This is a genomic window from Streptomyces griseobrunneus, assembly GCF_046713465.1.
Taxonomy (GTDB): domain Bacteria; phylum Actinomycetota; class Actinomycetes; order Streptomycetales; family Streptomycetaceae; genus Streptomyces; species Streptomyces microflavus.
Window position 1 is genome coordinate 7,957,778 of record NZ_CP177080.1, and the last position, 25,938, is coordinate 7,983,715.

Sequence of the window (25,938 nt, forward strand, 5' to 3'; positions counted from 1 at the left end):
AACAGGTGAAGTCGCGGTGGCCACGCAGTGACACGGCCTTCCCGGCGGATGAGCTTGGCTCGGGGTCTGGCTCAAGAGGCCGCCGTCCCCTCCGCCCGGACGCTGGTGCTGTTGGGGCCGGTCTGTCCCGGCACCGACGGAGTGCGGAACTGGCGGGCCTGCAGCTCGTACGCGTCCCGGAACGCACCGGCCCCGGTCGCCGGGTCCATGAGCTCAGCGAAGGTGCCGTGCTCGACGACCCGGCCCTCGTCCAGGACGTAGATGCAGTCGGCGTCACGGACGCTGTGCAGGCGGTGGGTGATCAGGACGGTGGTCTGCCCGGCTTCGGACAGCCGGTGGATCTGGTCGAAGACCCGCTGCTCAGCGGCCGGGTCAAGGGCGCTGGTCGGCTCGTCGACGATCAGCACCTGACCCTGGCGGTGCCGCGCACGGGCCAGACCCACTTTCTGCCACTGCCCGCCGGAGATCTCCTGCCCGCCCTTGTATCCGCGCGCGAGCAGCGTGTCCAGGCCCCGGGGCAGGCCCTTGACGACCTCGTCGGCACCGGCGTAGACAGCGGCCGGTCCGATGGCCGCGTCGTCCATCGGCGCGGCGGGCCGCCCGGCCCCGATGTTCACCCGGGCGGTGAAGGGCCACCGGTAGAAGTCCTGGGCGACCATCGCCACGCGGTCGAAGACCTGGGCGCGATCGGCCTCGGCCGTGCCCACCCCACCCCACAGAATCTGGCCGCTGTCCGGGAGCCGCAGCCCGCACAACAGCTTGACCAGGGTCGACTTGCCCGAACCGTTGCGACCCACCAGGGCCACCGTCCGGCCGCGCGGGATGACCAGATCCACCTCGTGCAGCGAGGGGACTTCGGCACCCGGATAGGTGAAGGTGACCTTCTCGAAGCGGATCTCCTCCACCGTCTCCGGAAGGTCCCGCCCGCCTGTCGGGATAGCGCGCCGCGCAGCCTCGTCGCACAGCGTCTCCAGGTCGGCGACGAACAAGGCCTCGCCCTGGACGTCGGTGACGCGCACCACGAGATCCGTGATGCTCGCCGAGCCCGTACGGATCGCCAGCACGGCCGTGCCGGCGACGGCGAGCGCCATCTGTCCCTGCCACAGCAGCAGCCCCAGCACCGTGTACGTCGTCAGCGTCGCCAGCCCGGCGGCGGCGTCGGCGCCGAGGGTGATACGTACCCCGATCTTCGCCAGCCGGGTCTGCTCCCGCTCGCTGGTCTGAGCCATACCCCGGAAGTGCTTCAGCAGGAACGGCCCGACGTCGTGGACACGGACCTCACCGGCGGCCTGCTGGTCGATCAGCAGGCGGCTGATCAGCTGCGAGGCGCGCACATGCTGCACGAACCGGTGCCAGCTCACATACCGGTGCCGCGCCATCGACAGCGCGCTCCACGCCCGGGGCGCCGCCATCGCGGCCAGCAGCGGCAGCAACGCCCAGTGCAGCACGGCCAGCACACCACCCGCGGCGACCAGCGAGATCGCGGCGGTGACGACCGCCGCGCAGTACACCAGCATCCGCCGGGCCGAGTCCGCACCGTACTGCGCGGAGTCCATCAGCCGGTGGAAGGCGTCGTCCTCGACCGCCTCCATCTCCACCCGCGCCACCAGGGCCAGGTACCGCTCGGTCGCCACCCTCTGCGTCTTCGGCTCCAGGATCCCGGTGGCTGCGGCCGACACCGAGGCCAGCACCGCCCCGACCACCGCGAGCAGCCCCACCGCGACCATCGAAGGCAGGGCCGAGCGCAGCCGCTCCTCGATGGCCCCAGGGGCGAGAAGCTCTATGAGCAAGGCGTTCACCGTCACCAGGGAAGCCGCCTGCCCGAGACCACGCCCGACCTCGCTGGCCGCGACCGTGTACAGAGCCCGCCGATCGGCCTGGTGCGCGAGCCGGATGGCGACTGCGACCTGCCGGGGCAGGGAAAGGGCCATCGTCTTCAGGCTGAGCTTCAACCAGGAGTCGTGATGCTGGCTCCAGCCCGTGTCGTAGGCCAGCTCGCCGCCGAACAGCAGGGTCTCGGAAGCAGAGACGTGGGAATCGTGGGAATTGGATGGTGTGCCATCGAGAGGGGAGTCGCTCATGAGAGCCCCACCCCCGGGCCGAGCTGCACGGCGGCCGCACCGGCCTCCATTCGCCCATCGGCCCGCCGGCCGGTGGACAGGGCGAGAGCGTCCACGCTCGGCAGGGTGACGGCGAGGAAGGTGGAGCGGAGCAGGGTGCGACGGCCTTCATGGCGCACATGAGCCTGGTCCCGGCTCAGCCCGCCTCCTTGCCGCGTCGGTGTGTCCTTCGTGCTCGGGCAGTTGCTGCGGCGTGAGCCGGTGAGCCTCAACGTCGCTCCTTCCGGACGGTGGAGGATTGCCGTGTTCAACGAGCCCACCGGCTCCGCGACAGCGCGCTTTTCGGCCGAATCTCGAACCCTTGTTCTGTGCGGCTACCGGGTGCTGAGCGATACAACGACCCTTGCCGCACAACACCGTCCGGTGGGCGGGTACTTGGCCGAAACGCCGTCGGTCGTATCCCCGCAGCCGCCCGTCGCCCTCCACGCCAGGGGAGTCTTCGGGCCGTCCGGGCGCGGCGATGCCGTCCCAGGCGAGCAGAGGCTGATTCCTCGCCGGCGAGGTGGGCGGTACCGAGCGTGCCGGGCACTTACGACGCTGACGCGCCGAGGCCGGGTTCAACGATCACTGCGGCTGCGAGTAAACCGGCACCTCAGGGGCAACGGCCGTCCAGTGCGGGGCCGATTGCCTGCGAACCGGGGGAGGGGCATCGTGATGCGTTTATTTCCCGTTCACCGAGCGCGGCGGCGGTCCCATGCACGCCAACGACCCGAGGCCGCGGTGGTCACATGATCCGCCGGGCAGTGCCTGGTGCGCTCAGGCTGCCGCGGTGAGCTGCGCACGGCCGAACAGCAGGGCGTAGCCGGTCGGGAGGCGGTCGACGATGCGGGCTACGAGGGCCGGGTCCATCAGTGAGCCGACCGCGGCCAGCACCGTGCCTGCGTCCCACCGGGCGGTGGCAGCTGTGCCGCCGGTCCGTGCTGCCAGAACGTCCACGAAGCCGGCCGCGGGGACGGGGGCGCCGCCGGGGGCCCCACGGGTGAACGCCTTGGCGGCTTCGCGGGGGAGCGCGGCAGCGAACGCGACCCGCTCTTCGCCGGTGATCAGTGCCCCGAGTCCGCCCAGGACGGCGCTCAGGGCCTCCTCGGCGCGTTCCCGGGTCGGGTAGGCGCCCTCGTACCTGATCTTCTCCAGGAGCCCGATGAACGTCATGGCCTTCGGGGTGGCGATGGTCCGAAGCTCAGGAATCATGGAGGCGGCGGCCCTTCTCGTCGTACTGCGGTGATGGTTTCCGCTTGCTTGTGCTCCAAGAACGCCGCCTTACACCCCCCGGCGGCTATCGGCGGTTCTGGGCGGTGCCGGTCGGATCACCGCGAGGGACAGCTTGACTCCACGGCGCGGAGACGATTCCTGGGACCTCCGCCGCAGGCAACCACCCGACGACAGCGCCGTTATCGGAGAACCTGTACGGCGAACTCGTTGCCGTCGGGGTCGAGCATCATCGCCCGGCTGCCGTTGCCCTCGCCGGTGTCGGTGCGCGTGGCGCCGAGCGAGATGAGACGGTCCACCTCGGCCTTCCAGTCGGCGCCGGTGGGCAGCGCCAGCTCGAAGCACAGCCTGTTCGTGCCAACTTTGGGCGCCACCGGAGGACCACCCCACGTGACCTTCGTGCCGCCGTCCGGTGACTGGATCGCGGTCTCCTGGTCCTGGTCCCAGACCAGCGGCCACCGCAGCACCTCGCTCCAGAAGTAACCGACCTCCTGGGTACCGTCGCAGGCCAGTGCTCCGATGAAGCCGGTCTCGGCGAGGAACTTGTTCCCCGCCTCGATGACGCAGAATTCGTTGCCGTCCGGATCGGCGAGCACCACATGCCCCTCTTCCGGGAGCTGTCCCACGTCGATGTGTTTCCCGCCGAGTTTCAGCGCCCTGGCCACGGTCTGCTGCTGATGCTCCGCGGAGTTGCTCGTCAGGTCGAAGTGGGCCCGGTTCCGACCGATCTTCGGCTCTTGGCTCGGCAGGAAGTGGATGCGGAACCCGGCGGTGCCAGGGGGCATGATCGCGATGCCGTCGCCCGGACCGTCGGCCAACTCCCAGTCCAGGAGCCCGGACCAGAACCGCGCCAGGACCGACGGCCGGGTCGCATTGAAGCAGATCGCGGATAGTTGACTGGTCATACCCCGGTGCATCTCCGATCCGCTGACGGTCCAGGCGGCGCCTGGTCCTCCCCGCGGGCGCAGCCTAGGGCCGCTGTGCGGCACCCGCATCCGAGTTTCCGTCACGGGGGGAGCCCGGGGCCCATCCAGAACAGCGGTGACAGTGCCCTCCGTCCGGGGCGGAGGGTGTCTGGCCACTGCGGAGTTGCGCCGCGCTCTGCCGGGAGCGGGGTCGCCCGTGCACATGGACGACCTCGATGTCCCGTGGGACGAGGACGAAGGCTACGCCTTGCCAGGCATGCGCGCTCTGGGCTTCCAGGCGACCGAGTCAGCGGCGGCCGGTGGCAAGGATGACGAGGAACTGGCCGCCGCCCGGCTCGATGTCGGCGGTCACCGGCAGCCCCGGTACCAGTCGGGAGAACCGGTCCACCAGCCAATTCGCCGCTTCTTGGGCGTCCTGCCTTGTCGGGCAGCGGCCCACCATCTCACGGCCCCCCTTGCGCTCCAGTCGGGCGGCGACAGTGATCAGCGGCGCGGGTTCGACCACGTACGGGCGGTCCGGCCAGGCGATGACCACCTTGACCGCACCCTTGCGGGTGTTGCACCCGCGGTGCGCGAGCCGCTCGGCAACCTTGGCTTTCCGGTCGGCGGTCCGGCTGTCCACACTTGGCCCCTGCGGGTCGTTCACCGACTTGTCGGGGTCGACCGGTTCGTCGCACACCCAGCATCGCCAGCCATCGCGCTCGGCCACATCATCGAGAAGGCTCATCCGAGCAAACTAGCCTCTTCGGCCGCCGCCCCGCGCACCAGGTCCACGGCTGACCGTCCTCCGGTACGCATAGCGGCGTAGAGCACCGGACACAGCCCTTCTTCCGCTGCGACGACCAGAGACTCTCGGCCGGAAGTACGGAAGCCGGGGATCAATCGGTGCACTCGGCCTCGAAGCAGACCGAGGCACAGAGTTTCCCGTTCAATCTCCCGTCCGTGCATCCACGGACGTCTCCTTCTTCTATGCTCTACATGTTTGTAGATTACGCCCTGGCGGGGCAGAAGTCCGCCCTGCCCTGGCGGACATTCGCGCGCTCCGCGGGAGCGCGGCATGAGGAGGGGAACAACCGTGGCTTCGATCGACCTGGACAAGGTGTTGGACAAGGCGTGGGCGGACAAGAGCCTGCCCGAGGTGCTGTCGGCGCCGGTGTCTGCTCTCAAGGGGGTCTCGGACCGGCAGGGCGACCTGCTCAAGGAGGCGTTCGGCATCAAGACCGTCGCCGACCTCGCCGGGCTGAAGTATGTCGGGTGGGCGCAGGCCCTGGCCGCTCTGGACGCGGCTAAGTAACCTTCCCGCCCCGCCCCGCCCGGTCCGCGGTGCCGCAGGCCAAGCTTCTCCGCGGCACCGCGCACCTACGGATCCCACACCCGTCGACCGCGCCCGTCCTGGCTCCAAGCACCACCTGATCGTCGACCGTCACGGAACCTCGCTCGCCGTCACGCTCACCGGCGGGAACCGGCACGAGATCACCCGGCTCCTGCCTCTGACCGACGCGGTCCCGCAGATTCGGGCCCCGACCTGAGCGATTGGGCGGCTACGCTGAACCACCCCGGTCGCACCTCAGTCAGAGGCGGTTGCAGCGACCGCACCGCGGACCGAATGTCCTCATCCGTGACGTCAAGAGGCGTCGGCAGGCTCAGCCCGTACCGGCGCAGCCGCCAGAGGTCGAAGACTTCGCTCCCGTCGGCTGCGAAGTCCACATCGACCTCGGTGCCGTTGTCTCTCTCGAAGAGGCACCCTGCCCCATGAACCTTGTAGGAGTAGGTGCCGACGTGCCCACTCCGGCTGATCCTGCGCGAACGGGCCGGTCCGAGGAAAACTGCCAATCGCTCGAGCGAGGGGATCGCCACCCTCATAGCGTCGTCAATCGCGTTCAGGGCGTGGACGTAACCGAGCACGAGGTCTCGTGCGGCCCCAACCCCTTCCATAGCGCGTCCCCCTGAGTCCGTGGCTGAAGGGATTGTTCCATGGGCCGCCGGCGTTTCCGCAGGACGGCATTCTGAAACGATCAGCAAGTGGGTCCTTGGTGTGCTCGGCACTGCCCTGGGTATCCGGACGCGTATGTTCAAGCATCGGCGGTTCAGGGTGGCGTGTGTACTGCTGGTGGCCTGGGCTGTGCTGGCGGTCGTGGAGTGGTGGCACAGAGGGACGCCGTGGCCGGCGGCTGCGCTGAGTGCCCTGCTATGGGCGTGCGTAGTAGCCGCAACCTGGTGGTTCGTCGAGATGGCGCAGGGGCGGTCAGCGCGGATGGATCGTGGTCGATCCGAACATGACCTTGCCGGCCGTCTGTCCCCGGAGCCCCGTACTGCGCAAGCTCCGGGGGCAATTGAGGGTGGGCATGACCCTGTAGAAGCTCAGGGGCGCTGAGGAGCTTCGTATCGCAGTGGCGCGTCGGGTGCGCAGCTCCATGTGCAAGGCTGGGAGCACGATCGGCGGACCATCCGAGAACCCAGAACTCTGGACGTTCCTGGAATCACTGCACTACGGGGAGACCCTTTCCGGCACCGTCGCCGCGATCGAACGGTTCGGCGTGTTCGTGGCGCTTGACGACGGCCCCGACCACCTGGTCTTCCCTGGCGTCGGATTCATCACGATCCCCGAACTCTCATGGCGGCGCATCGAATCCGCCTTCGACGTTGCGCAGCTCGGACAGCGCGTCTCAGCCGAGTTCCTCCAGTTCGACACATGGAACCTGGAGGCCAGACTGTTCTTGCGGGCGATGCAGCCGGACCCCTTCCAAGCATTCGCCGACCGCACTGCCGTGGGGCAGAAACTGCACGGACGGGTCACCAAGCTGTTCCCGTTCGGCGCCTTCGTCCAGGTCACCGACCGGATCGAGGGACTGGTCCACCTGCGAGAACTCACATCGACGCTCGTGGAAAGGCCGTCAGATGTCGTCCAGGCCGGCGACGAGGTCACGGTCGTCGTCACTGAGACCGACCGGGAGCGACGAAGGCTGGTTCTCTCCCGACGACAAAGATCATCCGATCACCGATAACTCCTCCGGCTCCCGCGACGACTCCCTCGCCTGGTCCTACGACGAGATCGGCGACGAGACCGCCCGAAGCGGTACGCGCGGTGCGTACCTTGCGGGGGATGGCAGACATCGGCCCGGGAGAGGTCGACTTCGAAGCCGTGATCAGGTCGCCCGACGTCTTGGCGCAAGTACGTCACTTACTGCCCGGCCTCGAATGAGACGCGCCGCGGCAAGCTCGTTGCGGGAGTGCCCGTCGGATTGGCCGGCGACCGGGCCGAGATGGTCTTTCCCGCGCTGGGTATCAGTTGCTGAGGTCGAACACGCCCCACGCGGTGAACGGCTCTGCCTGGACGTAGATCCTGCTTCCCCGGCTGACGACCCGCCCCCGGCCGTCGCGTGGTCGAGCAACTCCTTGTCGAACTGCTCGTGCACGGCTGGGACCTCGCGACCGCCCTCGGCCACGACAGCAACCTGGAGCCCGACATCGCGAGAGCAGCCCTGCCGGTCGTCCGGGAGATATACGGCGACCTGCCCCGCACGGCCGACGGACCCAGGCCGCCCCGCCGGAGGTATCTGGCCATCGTGGGGCAGCGCTCATCCTGCCTGTGGCATCTGCGATGACGGTATGTGCGGCATGGCGTCGTCCTTCGTGGTCGCCGACGGAGGCACGAACCACCACATGGCGGCGGTCGGCATCGGCAGTTTCGCCAAGCGGAACTCTCCCGTGCGCCGCCTCCCGGCGTCGACGGGGCTCCGGAACCCTGCCGACCTGGCCCGCAACCGCACTGCGCAGGGTCAGGCGCCCACCGTCCCGTCCACCCCTTCACGCAGCAGGTCCGCGTGCCCGTTGTGCCGGCCGTACTCCAGAAGGACATGCGCCATGACCATCCGCAGCGAGACCTCCTCGCCCCACCGGGGCTGGTAGCCCGCCAGGTCCAGGGAGCCGGCCTCCCGCTCGATGCGCCGCGAGGTCGCGACCTCCGCCTCCCATGCGGTGAACGCCTCCGCCCGGGTCGACGCGCTCGCGTCGTACGCCGCCTGGAAGTCGGCCTTCTCCGACCAGACCATCGGGGCGTCGCCGTCCTCGAAGGTCCGGCGGAACCAGGCCCGTTCCACCTCCGCCATGTGCCGGACCAGGGCGAGCAGCGACAGGGCCGACGGCTCCATCGACTTCTCGCGCAGTTGCTCGTCCGTCAGCCCCTCGCACTTCATGGCCAGGGTCGCCCGGTGGTAGTCGAGGAACGCCCGCAGGGTCTCGCGCTCGCTCCCGAAGGAAGGGGGCCCCACCCGGTGGTCATCTGTCATGGCTGCTTCCCTCGTTCCGTCCGTCCTGTCGGCGGTCAGTATCCCCGGCCTCCCCGGCCCGGCGCTCAGGCCAGGCGCACCTTCACGGTCTGCGTCGCCCCGCGCGTACCGGAGAGATCGCCGAACACCAGGCGCAGGGAGGCCCCCGTGGTCGCCGATGTCACGGTCGACGGCTTCGAGGCGACGGAGGCGACGGCCCTGTTCCAGGTGAGGGTCAGGCTCGTCCGCATCCGCATGGGGTCGCTGACGCAGAGGGTGGCCGTGCCGTCGGCGTGCTCGGTGACCATGACGGAACAGGGGGCGTCCGCGTCGAGCGGCCCGACGCTCCCGCCGAACCAGAAGTTGACGGCGGTCAGCCCGAGCGAGGGGACCGACACCCCTTGCTGGTCATCGGTGTTGGCGAGCACGCGCAGCCAGCCGGTGTCGGCGGCCCGGGCGGCGGTCCGCTGCTCGGAGGCTCCGGGCAGCAGCTGGTAGTCGTACGAGGCATCCGCCGGGTTCTGTCCGTGGTCGACCCAGAGGGTGAGATAGGTGCGCGTCACCGTGTCCGTGGAGCCTCCGGTGTTGATGTCGCGCCACCGCCCGGACCGGTTCTCGCGCAGCGCCTTGACCGTCGCCCCGCCCGGGAAGACATAGCCGCCGTGCCCGCCCAGGTAGGCCCAGGAGGCGTCCGTGAGGGTCGCCGACCACGGGCGGGTGACGGGCTTCACCGAGCCGTCGACGGTGAAGGGCGTGTTGCCGACCGGCCCCAGGTTGCGGTTGTCGACCGTGGTCTCCACCGCCACCCCGTCCTGGCAGCGGATACCGGCGCCCAGACAGACCACGGTGTCGTCGAGGAAGAACCACGACTTCTTCGCCAGCAGCGTGCTGGACAGCCCCTTGAGGTACTGCCCCACGGCTGCCCGCTTCTTGTCCGTGACCCCGCCGACCCAGTTCACATCGGGCAGCGCCGCGCCCCAGTCGCCGCCCGCCCCGTCGGCCAGCGGCTTGCGTGAGGCCGTGGTGCCGGGGAGCCGGTACGGGTCGACGGTGGGCCAGAACGCGTCGCTGTACTGGCCGTTGGCGAAGGTGTCGCCCCACCAGTAGAGCATCCCCGACCCGGTGTGCCAGCCGCGCAGGTTCTCGCCGTTGCCGGTCTCGTAGTACGTGATCCGCCGGTCGGCCATGCTCAGGGCGGCGGCCCAGCCGGGGCGGCGGTGGGTGGCCCGTGCCATGTCGGGGAAGAGGCGGTGGCCCTCCGGTTCGGGGACCGGGGTGAGCGAGGTGTCGTCCAGTACGGACTTGAGGCGGGCCAGGGCCGTGAGGCCGAGGGAGGGGTTGCTCAGCGGCGGGCTGTAGTAGTCGCGCTGGGCCCAGCCCTTCACGAGCGCCCGCCACCGGGCGTTCTCGGCGGCGGACGCGCCCCGGCCGAGCAAGGCGATGGAGGCCAGGATGGGATGGCCACGCCGGTGGTCGTCGACCTCGCCGCGGCTGATGGCGCGGCCCGCGACGGAGTCCATGACGAGCCCGTTGTAGAGGAAGGGCGCCCAGGCGTTCTCCACCGCGTCGAACACCACCTGCCGCTTCGGGTCGGTCACCTCCCACGTGGTGCCCTTGAGCAGCGCGAACAGCAGCCCGAGCCCGCCGAGCATCACCGAGCCGTAGCTGCCGGTGTAGGGCACGGTGGTGTGCTGGATGAACGAGCCGTCGGCGTAGAGGCCGTCGCCCTTGGTGACCAGCGGGAAGACGGGGGAGAGGGCGTCCCGGGCCAGCGCGACCTTGGCTGCCGTCCCTCCGACGACCCCGCGCAGGGCCAGCACCCGGCACAGGTCGACCCGGTTCGCCCCGGTGCTCGTGCCGGTGTACGAGGCGACGGCGGAGTCGGGGACGAAGTGGTCGACGGCGGCGCAGTAGCGCCCGAGCTGTGCCGGGGTCAGGGCGTCGAACATCAGCACGCACACGTCCAGCAGGGCCTGGGGCGCGCCGATCTGCCAGCTGTACCAGTTCCCGTACCGTGTCTGACCGGCCTTGTAGACCTGGCTGTTGAGGTGTTCGAGGCCGGTGACGATCGCGTCGCGCAGTCCGGTGTTCCCGGTCAGCCCGGTGCCCTGCTGCCGGTAGGCCTGGGCCATCGTGTTCAGCCGGATGAAGCTGTCGGCCATCTTCGCGGAGAAGCCGTACGACTCGGTATCGGTGTCCGGGTCGGGGTCCGCGTACACGGCATCCGGCCACAGCGCCCCGTTCGCCGGAGCCATGGTGTCCAGCCACTGCCGGGCCTGGGCCCCGAGCGTCGCCAGCCGGCTCTTGAAGGGTTCGGCGGTCGGACTGAACCCCTCGCCGAGGATCAGGGCGCTCCACGTGGCACGCAGAGCGGCGTACGGATCGTCGTCGGCAGCGGTGGCGCGGGGCGCGGCCAGGACGAGTGCGCTGCCGCCTGCGGCGGTGAGCACGGCGGAGGTGGCGAGGAACGTGCGGCGGGACCAGGCAGATGTCATGGGTGAGCTCCGGGTCGGGTGTCTCGTTTCCGGCGGAACCGGCGGAACCGGCGCGCCGGGCGCTGACCGGAGCCCTGGATCCGACTGTTCTGAGCGGGCAGGCACTTTCTAACAGCCGTCCGGCGACCCGCTCAATAACTTTGGCCGTATTGATCGTATTGATCGGTTCAGCGGGGGTGTATGTCGCTTCCTCGGGCTAATCGGCACGGTTCCCCACGGCAGAGGCAAAGCTGCCGGTGGGATCGTTTCGAGCGGATGTGATCGATATGGTTGAGGGGTGCCGACGGATCCATCACGGGCACCCGCCCCGTGCCGCCCGCCCCACAGCCACAGCCGTCTCCGAGACCAGGGGGATCCATGCGACTCCACGTCGACCAGCGCCACGAGCGGGTGCTCCAGCTCGTCCGCGAGCGAGGCAGCCTCCGCGTCGCCGAACTCGCCGAGGAGCTCGGCATGTCCGCGGTCACCCTGCGCAGGGACGTCGAGACGCTCGCGGCCCAGGGGCTGGTGGAGCGGCTGCACGGGGCGGTCGTCTGGCCCTCCGGCGCCTCCCGCCCGGCGCCCGCCGCCGTACCCTCCGCCGAGGGGCTGGTGGTGGGCATGGTCGTCCCGACCACGGAGTACTACTACGCGGACGTGGTGCGCGGCGCCCGGGAGACGGTCGAGGCCGCCGGTGCGCGCCTGACCATCGGGCTCTCCCGGTACCTCCCCGACGAGGACGCGGCCCAGGCCCGCCGCCTGCTCTCCACCGGCGCCGACGGCCTCCTCCTGACCCCCAGCTGGGAGCGCGGCCACCCGGAGCAGGGCGAGGGGCTGTGGGCGGCCGAGCAGAAGACCCCGGTCGTCCTGGTGGAGCGCTGGGCCCCGCTCGGCCACCCGGCGGCGGGCCTGGACCGGGTCCGCTCCGACCACGCCCACGGCGCCGCGGAGGCGGTCGCGCACCTGGCCGGCCTCGGCCACCGGTCCATCGCGCTCGCCGTGCAGGAGAGCCCCACCGCCCCCCGGCTCAAGGCCGGTTACGCGGCCGCCGTCGCGGCGCTGGGGTTGAGCCCGGTCGCCGCCTCCCCCCTGGAGGGCGCGCCGTCCCGCTCGGAGACCGATCGTTTCGAGCGGACGCTGGAGTACCTCTGCGAGGGGGTGGCGAGCGGCAACGTCACCGCCGCGATCGTGCACAGCGACGCGGACGCGATCGTGCTCATCCCGCGCCTCCAGGCCCGGGGCGTGCGGGTGCCGGAGGACCTCGCGGTGATCGCGTACGACGACGAGGTCGCGAGCCTGGCCGACATGCCGCTCACCGCCGTCGCGCCCGACAAGCACGCGGTCGGCGCGGCGGCCGCGAGGCTGCTGCTCGCCCGGCTGGGCGTGCCCGACGAGGGGCCCGCCGCCCGCCGCCATCTCGACATCCTGCCCGCGTTGCGGGTCCGGGTCTCCTGCGGGGCCGCTGCCGTCGCCGACGCCTGACCTGACGCGCCCCAGCCGTACCCCGGGTCAACAGGCCCTGTGGGTACGGCTTTTCGCATGCCTCGACGCGTCGCGCGGGCGACCCGTCCGCATACCGGTCTTGTGATCGATTCGATTGAATTGGTCATTTGCTCTTGACTGTGATCGGTTCTGCGCAAAATGATGTGTGCCGTTCGCCTCATCTCCCGCAGTTCGAGGTCCCGTAGGAGCCGGCCCATGCCTTGTACGAACCGCACCACCCGCCTCGCCCTCGCAGCCTCCGCCGCCTCACTGGCCCTGCTCACCGCCGCCTGCGGTGGCGGCTCGGGCCCGGAAGCGTCGGGCCCCGGCGACGGCAAGCCCGTCACGCTCACCTTCTGGTCGGCCACCGCGGGCGCCAAGGAGACGGCCGAGGCCTTCAACAGGACCCACCCCGACATCAAGGTGAAGTTCTCGCTCGTCCCGGCGGGCCCCGAAGGCGTCACCAAGCTCTCCAACGCCGTCAAGGGCGGCAACGCCCCCGACGTCGCCACCATGGACTACTCCGCCCTCCCCGAGTACGCCAGCGAGGGCAACCTGGAGGACCTCACCGCCGGCTCCGGCGAGCTGGTGAAGAAGGAGTTCCCCGAGGCCGTGCAGTCCCTGGTCAACCTCGGCGGCTCCACCTGGGCCGTCCCCTTCGACGTGACGCCCATCCAGCTCTACTACCGCAAGGACCTCTTCCAGAAGTACGACGTCGAGGTCCCCAAGACCTGGGCGGATTACCGGAAGGCCGCGGAGAAGATCCACCGGGGCGACCCGGACCTCACCATCACCAACTTCGGCGGCGGCGACCCGGCCCTGCTGTCCGGTCTCGCCTGGCAAGCGGGTGCCCAGTGGTACGGCACGAGGGACGACGCCTGGAAGGTGAACATCGACGAACCGGCGTCGCAGAAGGTCGCCGCGTACTGGGACGGCCTCCTCAAGGACGGCCTCGCCTCCAAGACCCCGCTCTGGGGAGAGGGCGAGACCAAGGAGCGCGCCACCGGCAAGGTCGCCACCATCATCGGCGCCGCCTGGAGCGCGGGAAACTTCCCCGTCAGCTACCCCGACAGCAAGGGCAAGTGGGGCATAGCCCCGCTCCCGACCTGGGACGGCAAGCCGAGCACCGGCATGTACGGCGGCACCTCCTACATCGTCCCCAAGGGCAGCGAGCACACCGGAGCGGCCGCCGAGTTCATCAAGTGGGTCACCACCGACCCCCAGGCCATGAAGGCCCGCCTCAGCTCCCTCAAGACCCCCAGCAGCGCCCTGCCCGCCAACGAGGGAATGCGGGCCGCGGCCGCCAAGGAGTTCGACAGCTCCTACTTCGGCGACCAGGACGTCTACAAGCTCGCCGGTGAGGCGGCCGGCACCATCGTGCCCGGCTGGACCTGGGGCCCGGTCCAGCAGCAGGTCACCTCGGCGCAGATGGCCGCAGGGGGAGACCACACCAAGATGCTGAGCGCCGGACAGACGAAGGGCGAGAGCGCGGTCACGGACCGCGGCCTGAAGCTCGCCCAGTAGTCCGCCGCCCGACCGGCGGGGCGCGCAACGGAGTCCACGAGACGAACGGACCCCACCGCCCCGCCCCGGCGCCCCCTCCCCTCCCGCCCAATCCTGCCGAAGGAGCACCAGGTGGCAGCCCCACTCACCCGGCCGGCCAAGACCCCACCACCCCGGGCCGCATCGCCCTCGGACGGCCCCGCCGCACCGAAGAGCCCCGGCGGCCCGGGCGCGCGGCGCGGACAGCGCCGGGCTGTGACCCTGTTCATGGTGCCGTTCTTCGCCCTCTTCACCGCCGTCACCGTCCTGCCGATGTTCTACGCCGCCTGGATGAGCCTCTTCCGCGAGGAGTCCTCCGGCCTCGGCTTCGGCGGCACCGAGCGCGTCTTCGCCGGATCCGGCAACTTCACCGAGGCCCTCACCAACGAGGCGTTCCTCCGCTCGTTCGGGCACATCGCGTTCTACTGCGTGCTCTACATCCCCGCCATGGTCGGCGGCGCGCTCGTCCTCGCCCTGCTCGTCGACTCGGCCATGGCCCGGGCCCGCCGCTTCTTCCAGATCGCCTACTTCCTGCCGCACGCGGTGCCGGGCCTGATCGCCTCGCTCATCTGGCTCTACCTGTACACACCGGGCCTCAGCCCGATCACCGACGTACTCGACGCGCTAGGCGCGAACTGGAACTTCTTCGGCCAGGACGAGGCGATCTACTCGGTCGTCAACATCTCCGCCTGGCAGTGGACCGGCTACAACATGATCATCTTCTACGCGGGGCTCCAGGCGGTCCCGCGCGAGGTCCTGGAGGCCGCCACCGTCGACGGATCGGGCGCCCTGCGCACCGCCCTCCAGGTCAAGGTCCCCATGATCCGGCCGACCGTCGTCCTGACCCTCCTCTTCACCTGCGTCGGCGCCATCCAGCTCTTCGACGCCCCCAAGCTCGTGCAGCTCCGCGCCAACACCATGGGCGAGGACTGGTCGCCGACCATGTTCATCTACACCGCGGCCTTCAAGGGCCACGACTACGGCCTGGCCGCCGCGAGCTCCCTGCTGCTCGCCCTCGTCGCCGGCCTGCTGTCCTTCGTCGTCACCAAGCTCGGCAACCGGTGGAAGGCCTCATGAGCACCCAGACAGCCACCCCCGACGCACCGCCCGCCCCCGAGCCCCGCACCAGGACCCGACGCCGGCCGTCACCGAGCCCGCGCCCCCGGCGTACCCAGGGGCTCACCTCGAAGGTCGCGGTCAACGCCGTACTCGCCGTCGTCGCCGTCTACACCCTCATGCCGCTGACCTGGCTGCTCATCGCGGCAACCAAGAACTACCGGGACCTGTTCGCCACCAACCCCTTCAGCCTCGGCGACTTCCACCTCCTGTCCAACCTGGACGCCCTGTTCGCGTACAACGACGGGCTGTACGGCCGCTGGCTGCTCAACAGCCTCCTCTACACCCTGGTCGCGGCCGTCCTCTCCACCCTGGTCTCCGTCGCCTGCGGCTACGCCTTCGACAAGTACGCCTTCCGGGGCAAGGAGAAGCTGTTCGGCGTCGTCCTCGTCGGCGTCCTGATCCCCTCCACCGTCGTCCAGCTCCCGCTGTACCTGATGGCCTCGCAGCTCGGCCTCGTCGACACCTACTGGGCCGTGCTGATCCCCAGCCTCGTCAACCCGTTCGGCGTCTACCTGGCCCGCGTCTTCTCCGAGGGGTACGTACCGGGCGAGGTCCTGGAAGCGGCCCGGGTCGACGGGGCGGGGGAGCTCAGGACCTTCACCAAGGTGGCCCTGCCGATGCTCGCCCCCGGCTTCGTGACCATCTTCCTGTTCTCCTTCACCGCCAACTGGAACAACTTCTACGGCGCGCTGATGATGCTCAACGACGAGCGGCTCTACCCCGTCAACCTGGGCCTGTTCATGTGGAACCAGAACGTCTACCAGCAGCCGGAGCTCTACCCCCTGGTCATCATCGGCTCCCTGGTGGCCGTCGTCCCGCTGATCGTCGCCTTCCTCTGCCTGCAGCGCTTCTGGCGCTCGGGCCTCACCGCAGGAGCCGTCAAGTGAGCCGCCCCGCCATGTCGTCCAGCCGGCCCCGCACCCGCACCCGCCCCCGTACCGTCCTGGCGATGAGCGGGGAGACCCGCGACGCGATCCTCCTCCCGGCGGCCCTGGAGCGTCTCGCCCGGGTCGCGGACGTGCAACCCGCCCTGCTCGTCACCGATTTCGGCGCCGACGACCCCGCCCAGCGCGCCGCACTGCGGGACACCGAGGCCCTCTTCACCGGCTGGGGCTGCCCGCCCCTGGACGCGGCCGCCCTGAGCGCCATGCCCCGGCTGCGGACCGTCGTGCACGCGGCGGGCTCCGTCAAGCACCACATCACCCAGGAGGTCTGGGACCGTGGCATCACCGTCTCCACGGCTGCCACGGCAAACGCCCTCCCGGTCGCCGAGTACACGGTCGCGGCGATCCTCTTCGCCAACAAGCACGTCCTGGGGAGCGCCCGCGTCTACCGGGAGACACGGACCCGGGTCAACCTGCTCGCGGAGTTCCCGGGTATCGGCAACTACCACCGCACGGTCGGCCTCGTCGGCGCCTCCCGCATCGGCCGCCGCGTCGCCGAACTGCTGCGCCCCTTCGACCTGCGCGTCCTCGTACACGACCCGTACCTGGACGAGGAGAGCGCACAGGCCCTCGGCGCGGAGCTGACCCCGCTGGACGCGCTCGTCGCGCAGAGCGACGTGGTCTCCATCCATGCCCCCGAACTCCCGCAGACGCGCCACCTGTTCGACGCCGGACGCCTCGCCCTCATGCGGGACGGCGCGACGCTCGTCAACACGGCACGCGGTTCGCTGGTCGACACCGACGCGCTGGTCGAGGAGCTGGTCAGCGGCCGGATCGACGCCGTACTCGACCATACGGAACCCGAAGTGCTGCCCGCCGACTCGCCGTTGTACGACCTGCCGAACGTCCTGCTCACCCCGCACATCGCCGGCTCCCAGGGCGGCGAGCTCCACCGGCTGGCCGACGCCGCGGTCGACGAGCTCGAACGGTACGCCCACGGGCTGCCGTTCGCCCACGCCGTGGACCCCCGCACCCTGCACCAGCAGGCGTGACCCCGTACCCCTGCCACCATCCCCAGCACCGCCCCGGGAGACCACCATGCCCCGCGCCCGCCGCGTGCTCGTCGTCGGCATCGACGGAGTACGCCTCGACACGCTCGCCCGTGTCCCCACCCCGCACCTCGACACGGTCGCCGACGCCGGATTCCTGGCCCCCGTGACGGTCGCGGAGTCCACCCCCACCATGTCCGGCCCGTGCTGGGCGACGATCGTCACCGGTGCGCGCGTCACCAAGCACGCCGTGTGGAGCAACGACTTCAGTGGCCACCGCCTCGGCGTCTTCCCGGACTTCACCACCCGGCTGGCCCGCCAGGACGGCCGCCGCACCTATGTGGCGGCGGCCTGGGAACCCCTGGTCACCGTGGCCGACGGCGGACCGATGTTCCGCCGCCCCACCCGGCTCACCCATCACGCACCGGCCGCCGACACCCCGCAGGCCTGGGAGGACGCCGACGAGGCGACCGTCCGCGACGCCGTCACCGTCCTGACCCACGAGGACCCCGAGGCCTCCTTCGTCTACCTCGGCGCCCCCGACGAGACCGCCCACCACCTCGGCTGCGGCTCCGCGTACGAGCAGTCCATCGCCTCGGCCGACCGCCGCCTGGGCCGCCTCCTCACCGCCCTGCGCACCCGCCCGACGTACGGGAAGGAGGCCTGGACCGTCCTCGTCGTCACGGACCACGGGCACCGGGACGAGGGCGGCCACGGCGGGAACAGCGAGACCGAACGCACGGCGTGGCTGGCCTGCGCGGGCCCGGACATCACGGCGGGCGCCCGGCCGCTGCGCCCGGTCCGGCACGAGGACGTCGCGGCCCAGGTGTACGCCGCGCTCGACCGGACCCCCGACTCGCACTGGACCCTCGACGGCACCGCCGTACCGACCCTGCCGCAGGCCGTCCTGCTCGACATGGACGGCACCCTGGTGGACACCGAACCCCTGTGGCTCGACGCGGCCCGCGAGGTCGCCGCCGCCCACGGCCACACCCTCACCGGTGCGGAAGGCGCCGGAGTCCTCGGCCGCACCTGCGCCGACACGGCCGCCTACCTCGCGACCTTGTGCCCCCGGGCCGCCGGCGACCGGGTCCTGGAATCCGCTCTGGAGGACACGTTCCTGGCGGCGGTCGAGGCGGGTATCGAGCTACGCCCCGGCGCCCGCGACCTGCTCGGCCTGCTGGCGGACGGGAACATACCCGCGGCCCTGGTGTCGGCCTCCCCGCGCCGGGTCGTGGACGCGGTGCTCAAGACGCTGGGCGCCGAGGCGTTCCGTACGACGGTGGCGGACGGCGAGACGGACCGCTCCAAGCCCCACCCCGATCCCTACCTCGAAGCGGCGGCGCGCCTCCGACTCCCACCCGCCGCCTGCCTGGTGGTCGAGGACAGCGCCACCGGCATCGCGGCGGCCGAGGAGGCCGGCTGCCGGGTGGTGGCCGTCCCCTCCGCGACACCGATACCGGCGGCGCCGGGCCGCCGGGTCCTGGAGAGCCTCACATCGCTCGTCGCCGGATGGCGGACACCGGCGCAGGGGTGACAGCGGAGGGGGGCAGGACGCCCCCTCCCTCCGCCTTACGGCGCCTTCGCGGCGGGCGCGGGCAGAACCCCTGTCAGGCGGCTCACCGCCCGGGCCATCGCGTCCCGGCCCTGCGTGAGGTAGGCGCGGGGATCGACGCCCCGCTCGTCCCGCGCGAGGTGCTCCCGTATCGCACCGGTCATCGCGATGTTCAGCGCGGTGCCGATATTGACCTTGGCGATCCCTCCGGCCACGGCCCGTGCCAGCTCCTCGTCGGAGGCGCCGGACGAACCGTGCAGCACCAGGGGCACCGGCACGGCCTTACGGAGCCGGGCCAGCAGGTCGTGGTCGATCCGGGCGTCCCGCGAGGTCATGGCGTGCGAGGTGCCGACGGCCACGGCCAGCGCGTCGACGCCGGTGGCGGCGACGAAGGCGAGGGCCTCCTCCGGGTCCGTACGGGCACCGGGCGCATGGGCGTCCAGCGGTGCCTGACCGTTCTTGCCGCCGACCTGGCCGAGCTCGGCCTCCAGCCAGAGACCGTGTTCGTGCGCCCAGACGACGGCGGCCCGGGTGGCCGCCACGTTTTCCTCGTACGGCAGCCGGGCGGCGTCGAACATCGCCGAGCCGAAGCCGCACTCCGCCGCCTGGTGCAGCAGCTCGGGGGAGTGGACGTGGTCGAGATGGAGGGCGACCGGAACGGCGGCCGCCCGGGCCGTCTCGTGTGCGGCGCGGGCCAGGGGCCGCAGCCGGCCGCCGTGGTACTTGACCGCGTTCTCGCTGATCTGGAGGATCACCGGCGCCTGCGCGGCCTCCGCTCCCTCCACGATCGCTTCCGCGTGCTCCAGGGTGATGACGTTGAACGCGGCGACCGCACCGCGCCGGGCTGCGGCTTCGGCGATCAGCTCGCCGGTGGCGGCGATGGGCATGGCAACTCCGGGATGAGGGGCCGGCGGGTGGTGGTGAGGAGCCGTCAGGCCGTGCTGAGGATGACCGAGCGCGTCAGGTGCCGCGGCCGGTCCGGATCGAGGCCGCGGGCGTCCGCGATCGCCAGGGCGAGACGCTGCACCCGGACGAGCTCCGCCAGCGGGTCGAGGCCTCCGGCCACCCACCGGGCCCCGGTCGCGTGGACCTCGTCGGACAGGCCCGAGGGAGCGTCTCCGAGCATCCAGGTGGCGGTGGAGCGCGTCGAGATGCTGATCGGGCCGTGCCGGTACTCCATCGCCGGATACGCCTCGGTCCAGGCCAGCGCCGCCTCCCGCATCTTCAGCGCCGCCTCGTTGGCGAGCCCCACGCTCCAGCCCTGCCCGAGGAAGGTGAACTGGCCGCACTCGACCAGACCGGCCGGCAACGGCTCGGCGAGAGCCACCTGCGCGTCCTCGACGACCGCGTCGGTGTGCAGGCCCAGGTGCGCGCGGAGCAGGGTCAGCGCCGAGGTCGCGAACCGCGTCTGCACCACGGACTTCTCGTCGGCGAAGTCCAGGACCACCGTGTCGTCGGCCATCGCCGCCATGGGGGTGTCGGGGTCCCCGATGACCACGGTCCGCCGCGTGGTGCCACGGGCCTGGGCGAGCAGGCCGAGCACCTCGGTCGTGGTGCCGGAGCGGCTCAGCGCCACGATCCGGTCGTAGCGGCGCCCGGCGGGGAACTCCGAAGCGGCGAAGGCGTCGGTCTCGCCCTGGCCACTGGCCTCGCGGAGGGCCGCGTAGGCCTGGGCCATGAAGTACGAGGTGCCGCAGCCGACGACGGCGATGCGCTCACCGGCCGCCGGCAGCTGTCCCGCGAGCCCGTCCGCCATCCCCGCTGCCCGCTGCCAGCAGTCGGGCTGACTGGCCAGCTCCCGTGCCACATGCGTCATCTGATCTCCCCTGCTCCGCGCGTGATGCTCGAAGCTGCATATTAGGCCCGCCTTTCGAGCATTATCAAGCAGCAAGGGTGCGGTTCGTTGTCGCAGGGAACGGAAACGCCCCCCGGTGCGGCACCGGGGGGCGTGACGGGCGGGAAAGGGGCTGATGTGGTCAGCGCAGCGCTGAGGGCAGCTCCTCGCGGTGGATGATGCCCAGCCGCTGGGTGGCACGGGTCAGTGCCACATAGAGGTCGCTCGTCCCGTACCGGGCGGGCTCCACGACCAGCACGTGGTCGAACTCCAGCCCCTTGGCCTGCCGCGGGTCGAGCAGCACCACCGACCGCGTGAGGTCGGGCTCGGCCCCCGCCGTGATCCCGTCCAGCGGCGCGGCGATCTCCTCGTGCAGCTCACGCGGCGCGATCACCGCGAGACGCCCCTCCTCCGGCGTCAGCTCCGCGACGGCCTTCGCCACCGCGCCCGCCAGGTCCTCACCCGCGTCCCGCACCCATGGTTCCTCACCGGTGGACCGCACCGAACCGGGCGCCACGAAGGAAGGATTCCGCTCCCGTACGACGCGGGCGGCCAGCTCCATGATCTCGGCAGGCGTACGGTAGTTGACCCCGAGCGTCACATGCTCGAAGCGGTCACCGACGTACGGGTCGAGGATCTTCTCCCACGAACCGACACCGGCCTCCTCGGACGTCTGGGCCGGATCGCCGACCAGGGTCAGCGAACGCGTCGGTGAGCGGCGCATCAGCAGCCGCCACGCCATGGGCGACAGCTCCTGCGCCTCGTCGACGATGATGTGCCCGAACGCCCAGGTGCGGTCGGCGGCGGCCCGCTCGGCCGCGCCGCGGTGGTCGATCTCCTCGTGCCGCTCCGCCATCCGCTCTGCGTCGATGATGTCGTGGGCGGCGAGGATCTCCGACTCCTCGTCCTCGAACTCGAACGTCTCCGAACCCCGCGACAGCTCCAACAGCCCCTGCGCATAGGCGATCCGCTCCTGCCGCTCGGCCTCCGCGGCGGCCCGCGCGGCACTGTCGTCGGCCCCGAGCAGCTCGGCCGCCTCGTCCAGCAGGGGCACGTCGGCAGGGGTCCACTCCCCGCCCCCGGATGCCCGCCGCAGGGCGTCGGCGTCCTCGTCCGCCAGATACACCGGCTCGGCCAGATACCCGGCGAGGAACTCCTGCGGCGTGAGCTCGGGCCACAGCGTCTCGATGGCGTCGTGCACCTCCCCGCTCATCGCGACGGCCTTGCCGAGCTGTGCGATGTCGTCCGGCCCGAGGAAGTTGGGCCCGCCGTACGGGTCGGCGCCGATGCGCTCGGTGAGCTGCGCGGTCAGGGCGTCGATGATCCGGAAGGCGAAGTGCGGGCGGGCGAGGTTGTGCGGCAGCAGGGTGTCCCGGGCCGCCTGCCGGGCCTCGTACGCGATCTCCCAGTCCAGGACGAGATCCCCGTCGTCGTGAGGGATGACCAACGGGGCCCCGGGCTCGGGCAGTTGCTGCCGGTCGCGTACGGCGATGGCGAGCGCCTCGGCCATCGGTGCACCGCCCTTGACCCCGGCGGCACGGGGCGTGTCGGTGCCGGTGGCGTGGACGCCGGGGAAGAGCTCGGCCTGCGTGGCGAGCAGGACGCCGGTCTCGCCCAGAGCGGGCAGCACCTCCGCGATGTACCGCAGGAAGGCCGGGTTGGGGCCGACGATCAGCACGGCGCGCTTGGCCAGCAGCTCGCGGTGCTCGTACAGCAGGAAGGCGGCCCGGTGCAGCGCGACGGCCGTCTTGCCGGTGCCGGGACCGCCCTCGACGACGAGGACACCGCGGTGCGGGGCGCGGATGATGTGGTCCTGCTCCGCCTGGATGGTCCGCACGATGTCACCCATCCGGCCGGTCCGGGCCGAATTCAGCGCGGCCAGCAGCACGGCGTCGCCGTTACGGTCCTCGAAACCGGTGCGGTCGTCGTCCCCGAGGTCCAGGATCTCGTCATGGAGCTCGGTGACCGTACGCCCCTGGGACGTGATGTGCCGACGCCGCCGCAGCCCCATCGGCACATGCCCGGTGGCGAGATAGAAAGGCCGGGCGACCGGCGCACGCCAGTCGATCAGAAGAGGCATGTGCTCGGTGTCGTCCGCACGGATCCCGATGCGGCCGATATGGTGCGCGGCGCCGTCGGAGAGATCGATGCGCCCGAAACACAGCGAACCGTCCACCGCGTTCAGCGCGGCGAGCAGACCCGACCGCTCCGCGACGAGCACATCGCGTTCGAGCCTGGCCTGCAGCCCGGTCCCGACCGGCGTCAGCGCCTCCTCGACGTGCTGGGCCGTGACCCCGCGCAGCTCGTCGACCCGCGTGTGGACACGGTCGATGAATTCCTGCTCTTCCCGCAATTCGACGGCTTCCCGGTTTGACAAAACGGCTCCCTGCCGGATATGGTTCTTCTTATAAGGCCTCCGCGTGGGGCCTTTCTTCATGAACACAGAAGAATCAAATATACGGCGAATAATCCCCGGTACGCAATTGCGGACCGGGGATTTCTTGTGTCACGGCGCCGCAGGAGGCCGCACGGGAGCCGGAGGGCGGGGTGCACCCGTCCAGGTGTATTGCCTCTGGCATGTGCGTGTCCGCCCTGCCCGCGCGGCCCTCCCGCGTAATGGTTAGGGCTCCGCACCATCCGTTACGCAGTTGCTGAGAAGGAGCACCCATGCTTCGTCGTATCGCCATCACTCTTGCGACCGTCGCCGCGGCAGGCCTCATGGCGGCCACCCCCGCCGTCGCCGACGGCGGCTGGGAGGGCGGCAAGGCCGGCGCCGGCTACCAGGCGATCGAAGGGCACCGCGGCCACGCCGAGTACACCAACCTCGGTGGCCCGTACGGGATCACCTACGCCGAGGAGAGCCGCCAGCACTTCGGCGCCGAGCGCGGCCACCTCTACGCCGAGTACCTGCAGGGCCACTGATCCGCCGGCGGTGAACAGGGCCCGTCCCCTCGGGGGCGGGCCCTGTCCGTGCTCTCCGGCCCGGTCCCGGCGGGCTCAGGATCCGCCGAGGTCCGAACTCAGCCAGCGCTGGGGCCGCATATGGATGACCACCTGCTCGCCGTGCTCCTTCCAGGCGAAGTCGACGTAGGCGTCGACCTTCTCCGCGGGCAGGTAGCGGGACGACACCTCGACCAGCTGCTCACGGGTGGCGGGGCGCGTCGCGACGACCGGGCCCTCGACGGACACGTAGCGGACGGTCGGCTCGACCCGGTCGACCATCAGGGAGAACCGGCCCGCCGCGGCGATCAGCCGCCCCTTGCGGGAGTCACGCCCCGTCATGATCCAGATGTCGCCACCGGGTTCGTACTGGTACCAGATCGGCACGGTGAGAGGGGCGCGCCCCTCCTCCGCCGGGTCCACGGCCAGCGCGGCGATATGCGGTTCGGCCAGGAACTGTTCACGCTCGTCACGGGTCAGAGCCACGGGTACTCCTCCATCGACCGGTTGTCCTGCGCCCAGGATGCCGCAGAGCCCGCCGCGTGGCCCGGTCACGCCTCCGGCACCGCGAGCCGGACTTCCCGGGTTCCGGCAGGCTCAGACGTCCTGGCTTCTGCGGAGCTCCTCCACCGCGACCCTGGCCACCGCGCCGATCACGGCGTCCGCACGCGGGAGCTTCTTGTCGGCACGGGCGGCCTGGGTGAAGACCACGGCCGTGTACACGCTGCCGTCCGCGAGCTCCACCACCCCCGCTTCGTGGCGCATGGAGCCGAACGTGCCCGTTTTTCCGTACACGGTCACGTCGTCGTACGGGAATCCGGAGGCGAGACGGTGGGCCCACGCCTGGGTGCCCATCGCCGCCCGCATGAAGGAGCAGCTTGCGGGGGACGCCGCCTCGTCCGTCCAGATCGCCCGCAGCAGCCGGGCGATGTCGGCCGGTGTGGAGGAGGCTTTGTACGCGGGGTCGTAGACGTCCGGCGGTACGACGGTGTCGTTGTCCGCGACCCGGTCCATGGCGGCGTCCAGCGATCCGGCGCCCGTATCGGCGACCAGCCGGTCGAACGTGCCGACGACCCCGCCGTGGATGCGGGTGTGCGACAGACCGAGGCCGGCGCACACCCGGTCGACGACCTCGGGGCCGACCGCACGCAGAACGGCATGGGCCGCGGTGTTGTCGGAGACGCTCATCATCTGCACCACCAGGTCGCGCAGCGACATGGTGACCGGGTCACGGAGGATCGAGAGACCGGTGGGTCCGGGAACCCGGTCGGCGGCTTCCAGCGTGAGCCGGTGGGACGGGTCGATCCTCCCGGCATCGGCCAGCCGGCAGAAGGCGGTCATGAGCGGCACCTTGTAGACGGAGCCCATCGGCACCTGCTCGTCCGGGTCGAGCACCACGTTGGCCGACGGGCGGTCCAGTTCCGCCATGTGCAGCCAGCCCCGGACGCCCGCGTCGTCGAAGAGGGAGCGGATGGTCCGCGCCACCCCGCCACCGCGCCGGGAGCCGTTCACCTCGTCGCCTCACGGGCCAGGACGTCCTCCAGCAGCCGTGCCGTCCCGGCCGGATCCCCGGTGCCCGGACGCCGGGGGTTCCAGACCACCCGCAGCCGCAGGGGGAGCGGCGGGTCGGTCGCCCGCCGCCGCTCGACCCGCGAGGCCGTCAGCCCTTCGTCCGCGGTGACCAGTACGGCCTGGCCCGCCGCCACCAACGCCAGCCCGGCCCGTTCGTCCGCGACCACCACCGTCTCCACGCGGCGGCCCCGGCTCGCCAGCGTGTCGACGAACAGGTCATGGGCGGCGGGCGCCTCGCCCCGGGGGCGCACGGCCACCGGCAACCGCCGTGGCGCCGTACCGACGGCGTCCGCCGGCCGGGCGGGGGCGAGGATCCAGGTCGGCAGGAGGATCACCTGCCCGGCGGCGAGGCCGTGCAGCACGGAGGGGTGCCGGACCACGGCGAGGTCGAGGCGGCCCGACGCGACATCGGAGAGCAGGGCCGCGGTGGGAGCCGTCACCGTGCTGATGCGGGTCCGGTCACCCGCGCGGACCGGGGCCGCGGCCACATCGGCCGCGAGGGGCGCCGGCACCTCGGGGGCCAGCCCCAGCCGCAGGCGGCGACCGTCGGCGTGCTCGCGGGCGCCGGTCTCCCGCAGCTCCGCCAGGGCGGCCAGCGCCCTGCGGGCGTGCGGGAGCAGCAGGGCGCCCTCCTCGGTGAGGAACACCCCCCGCTCCCGCTCGAACAGGCGGACGCCCAGGAGCGCCTCCAGTCGACGCAGCCCCTGGGAGAGAGGCGGCTGGGTGATCCCCACCCGTTGGGCGGCGGCGCCGAAATGCTCCTCCTCCGCCAACGCGACGAAGATTTCCAGGTGCCGTTCCGTCAGCACTCCATCTCCCTGGCATGCGGTGATACGGCCGGTGAATCACTCCGATGCCGAGATCGTATTCGACTTGCGGGCCGACGGCAGGTTTGACTCCGCAGAGGCAGACGACGCGGCCCGCACCCCGCGTCGGAGCCGGGCCGCGACCGGGCCCGTGCGCT

General features: G+C 71.2%; 24 protein-coding genes and 1 pseudogene. 11 read left to right on the plus strand and 14 right to left on the minus strand.

Translation table 11 applies throughout. The annotated features are described in order from the left end of the window. Positions 1-71: 71 nt before the first annotated feature. The 5 genes from ACK8N7_RS36115 to ACK8N7_RS36135 all read right to left on the minus strand — a co-directional run bounded on the left by ACK8N7_RS36115 (position 72) and on the right by ACK8N7_RS36135 (position 4,982). Entirely contained in the window at positions 72-2,081 is a 2,010-nt protein-coding gene (locus ACK8N7_RS36115; protein WP_500445317.1) for an ABC transporter ATP-binding protein, read from the minus strand. Beyond that, positions 2,078-2,332, minus strand: coding sequence for a hypothetical protein (locus tag ACK8N7_RS36120; protein ID WP_500445319.1), 255 nt, complete (start codon positions 2,330-2,332; stop codon positions 2,078-2,080). Before ACK8N7_RS36120 ends, ACK8N7_RS36115 begins: the two co-directional genes overlap by 4 nt. A gap of 544 nt (positions 2,333-2,876) precedes the next feature. Further along, positions 2,877-3,311, minus strand: coding sequence for a DUF2267 domain-containing protein (locus ACK8N7_RS36125; RefSeq protein WP_500445321.1), 435 nt, complete (start codon positions 3,309-3,311; stop codon positions 2,877-2,879). Between the two features lie 200 nt (positions 3,312-3,511). After that, positions 3,512-4,234 (minus strand): VOC family protein, encoded by a 723-nt coding sequence (locus ACK8N7_RS36130; RefSeq protein WP_500445322.1) that lies wholly within the window; start codon positions 4,232-4,234, stop codon positions 3,512-3,514. Positions 4,235-4,541: 307 nt separating this feature from the next. Next, positions 4,542-4,982, minus strand: coding sequence for a hypothetical protein (locus ACK8N7_RS36135; RefSeq protein WP_403218110.1), 441 nt, complete (start codon positions 4,980-4,982; stop codon positions 4,542-4,544). 348 nt (positions 4,983-5,330) lie between these two features. Here ACK8N7_RS36135 and ACK8N7_RS36140 point away from each other — a divergent pair, with 348 nt between their 5' ends. Together ACK8N7_RS36140 and ACK8N7_RS36145 are read left to right on the plus strand one after the other, a co-directional pair. Further along, a complete protein-coding gene (locus ACK8N7_RS36140) occupies positions 5,331-5,549 on the plus strand; it encodes a hypothetical protein (RefSeq protein WP_403218109.1) in 219 nt (72 codons plus the stop codon). 73 nt (positions 5,550-5,622) lie between these two features. Further along, positions 5,623-5,772 (plus strand): annotated as a pseudogene (locus ACK8N7_RS36145) (transposase); the annotation flags it as partial. On the opposite strand, the gene ACK8N7_RS36150 reads toward ACK8N7_RS36145, so the two are convergent. Further along, positions 5,729-6,190, minus strand: coding sequence for a DUF6896 domain-containing protein (locus ACK8N7_RS36150; RefSeq protein ID WP_500445324.1), 462 nt, complete (start codon positions 6,188-6,190; stop codon positions 5,729-5,731). The pseudogene ACK8N7_RS36145 and the gene ACK8N7_RS36150 overlap by 44 nt on opposite strands. Before the next feature lie 467 nt (positions 6,191-6,657). Between ACK8N7_RS36150 and ACK8N7_RS36155 the strand changes: the two genes are divergently transcribed. Together ACK8N7_RS36155 and ACK8N7_RS36160 are read left to right on the plus strand one after the other, a co-directional pair. Continuing rightward, positions 6,658-7,260, plus strand: a complete 603-nt coding sequence (locus ACK8N7_RS36155; protein ID WP_500445326.1) for a S1 RNA-binding domain-containing protein — start codon at positions 6,658-6,660, stop codon at positions 7,258-7,260. 375 nt (positions 7,261-7,635) lie between these two features. After that, complete coding sequence (locus ACK8N7_RS36160) at positions 7,636-7,860, plus strand: DinB family protein (RefSeq protein ID WP_403218106.1); 225 nt, start codon at positions 7,636-7,638, stop codon at positions 7,858-7,860. A gap of 174 nt (positions 7,861-8,034) precedes the next feature. Here ACK8N7_RS36160 and ACK8N7_RS36165 read toward each other — a convergent pair whose 3' ends face one another. Together ACK8N7_RS36165 and ACK8N7_RS36170 are read right to left on the minus strand one after the other, a co-directional pair. Continuing rightward, positions 8,035-8,544, minus strand: coding sequence for a DinB family protein (locus ACK8N7_RS36165; protein WP_403218105.1), 510 nt, complete (start codon positions 8,542-8,544; stop codon positions 8,035-8,037). 65 nt (positions 8,545-8,609) lie between these two features. Continuing rightward, on the minus strand, positions 8,610-11,018 hold the full coding sequence (locus ACK8N7_RS36170) for a polysaccharide lyase 8 family protein (protein ID WP_500445328.1): 2,409 nt from the start codon (positions 11,016-11,018) through the stop codon (positions 8,610-8,612). A gap of 357 nt (positions 11,019-11,375) precedes the next feature. Here ACK8N7_RS36170 and ACK8N7_RS36175 point away from each other — a divergent pair, with 357 nt between their 5' ends. From ACK8N7_RS36175 to ACK8N7_RS36200, 6 genes are all read left to right on the plus strand, one after another. Next, entirely contained in the window at positions 11,376-12,479 is a 1,104-nt protein-coding gene (locus ACK8N7_RS36175; protein ID WP_500445330.1) for a substrate-binding domain-containing protein, read from the plus strand. Positions 12,480-12,695: 216 nt separating this feature from the next. After that, positions 12,696-14,003: an ABC transporter substrate-binding protein gene (locus ACK8N7_RS36180; RefSeq protein ID WP_403218102.1), complete on the plus strand. Its 1,308-nt coding sequence runs from the start codon at positions 12,696-12,698 to the stop codon at positions 14,001-14,003. A gap of 111 nt (positions 14,004-14,114) precedes the next feature. Beyond that, positions 14,115-15,098: a carbohydrate ABC transporter permease gene (locus tag ACK8N7_RS36185; protein WP_403218101.1), complete on the plus strand. Its 984-nt coding sequence runs from the start codon at positions 14,115-14,117 to the stop codon at positions 15,096-15,098. Further along, positions 15,095-16,027 carry a carbohydrate ABC transporter permease gene (locus ACK8N7_RS36190; RefSeq protein ID WP_500445333.1) on the plus strand — a complete coding sequence of 311 codons (933 nt, stop codon included), beginning with the start codon at positions 15,095-15,097 and terminating at the stop codon, positions 16,025-16,027. Before ACK8N7_RS36185 ends, ACK8N7_RS36190 begins: the two co-directional genes overlap by 4 nt. Positions 16,028-16,038: 11 nt before the next feature. Continuing rightward, positions 16,039-17,076 carry a hydroxyacid dehydrogenase gene (locus tag ACK8N7_RS36195; protein ID WP_500445931.1) on the plus strand — a complete coding sequence of 346 codons (1,038 nt, stop codon included), beginning with the start codon at positions 16,039-16,041 and terminating at the stop codon, positions 17,074-17,076. Between the two features lie 46 nt (positions 17,077-17,122). Continuing rightward, positions 17,123-18,610: an HAD-IA family hydrolase gene (locus ACK8N7_RS36200; RefSeq protein WP_500445334.1), complete on the plus strand. Its 1,488-nt coding sequence runs from the start codon at positions 17,123-17,125 to the stop codon at positions 18,608-18,610. Between the two features lie 35 nt (positions 18,611-18,645). Here the strand turns inward: ACK8N7_RS36200 and ACK8N7_RS36205 are convergent, their stop codons facing one another. The 3 genes from ACK8N7_RS36205 to ACK8N7_RS36215 all read right to left on the minus strand — a co-directional run bounded on the left by ACK8N7_RS36205 (position 18,646) and on the right by ACK8N7_RS36215 (position 22,815). After that, positions 18,646-19,515, minus strand: coding sequence for a class II fructose-bisphosphate aldolase (locus tag ACK8N7_RS36205; RefSeq protein WP_403218098.1), 870 nt, complete (start codon positions 19,513-19,515; stop codon positions 18,646-18,648). A 44-nt stretch (positions 19,516-19,559) separates the two neighbouring features. After that, positions 19,560-20,444: an SIS domain-containing protein gene (locus tag ACK8N7_RS36210; RefSeq protein ID WP_403218097.1), complete on the minus strand. Its 885-nt coding sequence runs from the start codon at positions 20,442-20,444 to the stop codon at positions 19,560-19,562. A gap of 160 nt (positions 20,445-20,604) precedes the next feature. Further along, positions 20,605-22,815 (minus strand): HelD family protein, encoded by a 2,211-nt coding sequence (locus ACK8N7_RS36215; RefSeq protein ID WP_500445933.1) that lies wholly within the window; start codon positions 22,813-22,815, stop codon positions 20,605-20,607. A gap of 314 nt (positions 22,816-23,129) precedes the next feature. Between ACK8N7_RS36215 and ACK8N7_RS36220 the strand changes: the two genes are divergently transcribed. After that, positions 23,130-23,384: a hypothetical protein gene (locus tag ACK8N7_RS36220; RefSeq protein ID WP_403218096.1), complete on the plus strand. Its 255-nt coding sequence runs from the start codon at positions 23,130-23,132 to the stop codon at positions 23,382-23,384. Positions 23,385-23,459: 75 nt separating this feature from the next. On the opposite strand, the gene ACK8N7_RS36225 is transcribed toward ACK8N7_RS36220, so the two are convergent. The 3 genes from ACK8N7_RS36225 to ACK8N7_RS36235 all read right to left on the minus strand — a co-directional run bounded on the left by ACK8N7_RS36225 (position 23,460) and on the right by ACK8N7_RS36235 (position 25,783). Then, positions 23,460-23,888 carry a pyridoxamine 5'-phosphate oxidase family protein gene (locus ACK8N7_RS36225; protein WP_403218095.1) on the minus strand — a complete coding sequence of 143 codons (429 nt, stop codon included), beginning with the start codon at positions 23,886-23,888 and terminating at the stop codon, positions 23,460-23,462. Positions 23,889-23,999: 111 nt separating this feature from the next. Continuing rightward, positions 24,000-24,914, minus strand: a complete 915-nt coding sequence (locus tag ACK8N7_RS36230) for a serine hydrolase (protein WP_500445337.1) — start codon at positions 24,912-24,914, stop codon at positions 24,000-24,002. Beyond that, positions 24,911-25,783: a LysR family transcriptional regulator gene (locus ACK8N7_RS36235; protein ID WP_500445338.1), complete on the minus strand. Its 873-nt coding sequence runs from the start codon at positions 25,781-25,783 to the stop codon at positions 24,911-24,913. Before ACK8N7_RS36235 ends, ACK8N7_RS36230 begins: the two co-directional genes overlap by 4 nt. Positions 25,784-25,938 lie beyond the last annotated feature (155 nt).

Excerpts from the sequence above, each read along its gene's own strand:
- ACK8N7_RS36195 (WP_500445931.1), top strand. The coding sequence starts at position 16,039 with ATGTCGTCCAGCCGGCCCCGCACCCGCACCCGCCCCCGTACCGTCCTG.
- ACK8N7_RS36205 (WP_403218098.1), bottom strand. The coding sequence starts at position 19,515 with ATGCCCATCGCCGCCACCGGCGAGCTGATCGCCGAAGCCGCAGCCCGG.
- ACK8N7_RS36115 (WP_500445317.1), bottom strand. The coding sequence starts at position 2,081 with ATGAGCGACTCCCCTCTCGATGGCACACCATCCAATTCCCACGATTCC.
- ACK8N7_RS36135 (WP_403218110.1), bottom strand. The coding sequence starts at position 4,982 with ATGAGCCTTCTCGATGATGTGGCCGAGCGCGATGGCTGGCGATGCTGG.
- ACK8N7_RS36130 (WP_500445322.1), bottom strand. The coding sequence starts at position 4,234 with ATGACCAGTCAACTATCCGCGATCTGCTTCAATGCGACCCGGCCGTCG.
- ACK8N7_RS36125 (WP_500445321.1), bottom strand. The coding sequence starts at position 3,311 with ATGATTCCTGAGCTTCGGACCATCGCCACCCCGAAGGCCATGACGTTC.
- ACK8N7_RS36150 (WP_500445324.1), bottom strand. The coding sequence starts at position 6,190 with ATGGAAGGGGTTGGGGCCGCACGAGACCTCGTGCTCGGTTACGTCCAC.
- ACK8N7_RS36220 (WP_403218096.1), top strand. The coding sequence starts at position 23,130 with ATGCTTCGTCGTATCGCCATCACTCTTGCGACCGTCGCCGCGGCAGGC.
- ACK8N7_RS36170 (WP_500445328.1), bottom strand. The coding sequence starts at position 11,018 with ATGACATCTGCCTGGTCCCGCCGCACGTTCCTCGCCACCTCCGCCGTG.
- ACK8N7_RS36200 (WP_500445334.1), top strand. The coding sequence starts at position 17,123 with ATGCCCCGCGCCCGCCGCGTGCTCGTCGTCGGCATCGACGGAGTACGC.
- ACK8N7_RS36210 (WP_403218097.1), bottom strand. The coding sequence starts at position 20,444 with ATGACGCATGTGGCACGGGAGCTGGCCAGTCAGCCCGACTGCTGGCAG.
- ACK8N7_RS36175 (WP_500445330.1), top strand. The coding sequence starts at position 11,376 with ATGCGACTCCACGTCGACCAGCGCCACGAGCGGGTGCTCCAGCTCGTC.
- ACK8N7_RS36190 (WP_500445333.1), top strand. The coding sequence starts at position 15,095 with ATGAGCACCCAGACAGCCACCCCCGACGCACCGCCCGCCCCCGAGCCC.
- ACK8N7_RS36180 (WP_403218102.1), top strand. The coding sequence starts at position 12,696 with ATGCCTTGTACGAACCGCACCACCCGCCTCGCCCTCGCAGCCTCCGCC.
- ACK8N7_RS36165 (WP_403218105.1), bottom strand. The coding sequence starts at position 8,544 with ATGACAGATGACCACCGGGTGGGGCCCCCTTCCTTCGGGAGCGAGCGC.